1 protein-coding gene is annotated in these 1,571 nt (G+C 66.8%); it reads right to left on the bottom strand.

The window, feature by feature from the left end; genetic code table 11:
• Window positions 1-1,571, bottom strand: a 1,571-nt coding sequence (locus ACZ6S6_RS37625; protein ID WP_469709524.1) for a condensation domain-containing protein, incomplete at both ends; no start/stop codon positions are given.

Raw genomic sequence — 1,571 nt, forward strand, 5'->3', positions numbered from 1 at the left:
ACCGACAACACCTCAACCAACCCCACCCGCACATCCGGCGACACCACCACCCCACCCAACAAACGAACAAACCGCTCCACCAAACCCACAACCGAAGAACGATCAAACAAGTCAGTCGCAAACTCCAGCACGCCGGCCAGACCCATCGGCGCACCATCGACCGCATAGCGCTCACGCACACTCAGCGTGAGGTCGAACTTCGACGACTCTGCACGCGCGCCCTCACCAGTAAGGGTCAGACCAGAAAGTTCGGCCGACGTCGCGCCGGTGTTCTGGAGGACGAGCATGACCTGGAAGAGCGGGTGCCTCGACATGGAGCGCTTCGGGTTCAGCACCTCGACAAGGTGCTCAAAGGGCACGTCCTGGTGGGCGTAGGCCGCCAAGTCCGCCTCCCGCACGCGCTCGATCAGCTCACGGAACGTCGGATCACCCGACACATCCGTCCGCAGCACAAGGGTGTTCACAAAGAACCCGACCAGATCATCCAGCGCCTCATCCGTACGACCCGCAATCGGCGAACCGATCGGGATGTCCGTACCCGCACCCAGACGCGACAGCAGCGTGGCGAGCGCGGCCTGGAGCACCATGAACACACTCGCGCCCGACTCCCGGGCCAGAGCGGCGAGCCCCGCGTGCAGCTCCGGGCCGACCTCCACCGGAACGCTGTCACCACCGAATGAGGCCACCACAGGCCTCGGACGGTCCGTCGGCAGCTCCAACTGCTCCGGAACACCAGCGAGCGTCCCCGTCCAGTACGCGACCTGACGACTCAGCACACTCTCCCGGTCGGACTCCTCGCCCAGCAGCTCCCGCTGCCACAACGCATAGTCCGCGTACTGGACCTGCAACGGCTCCCACCCGGGATTCCGCCCCGCCACCCGCGCCTCGTACGCGGCCGCCACATCCCGCGCCAACGGCACCATCGACCAACCGTCACCCGCAATGTGGTGCAGGATCACCACGAGAACATGGCTCTCCTCGGCCAGCTCGAAGAGCGCCAGACGCAGAGGCAGCTCGCAGGTCAGATCGAACCCGCGACCCGCGAACTCGGCCACCAGACCAGCCAGCGTCTCCTCCGTAGCCGACCGCACCTCCACGCTCACCAGTCCGGCGCCGGCCGGACGGATCTCCTGGAACGGAACGCCGTCCGCCCCTTCCGGGAACACCGTCCGCAACGACTCATGCCGCCCGACAACATCCCCCAGCGCCGCCTCCAGCGCGCCCTGGTCCGGCACCCCGTCCAACCGCAGCACGACCGGCATGTTGTACAGCGACGCCGACGCACCCTCGAACCGGTTCAGGAACCACATCCGACGCTGCGCGAACGACAACGGCACCACCGCCGGCCGCTCCACCGCCACAAGCGCCGAACGGGCACCATCCACCCGCCCGACGTACGTCGCAAGATCGGCCACAGCGGGTGCCTCGAACAGTGCGCGCAGGGGTAGTTCGACGCCGAGGGTGGTGCGAACCCTACTGACGACGCGGGTGGCAAGCAGCGAGTGACCGCCCAGGTCGAAGAAGCTGTCGTCGATCCCGACCCGTTCCAGGCCAAGGACCTCAGAGAACAC

The sequence above is a fragment of the Streptomyces sp. NPDC048671 genome, assembly GCF_055587045.1.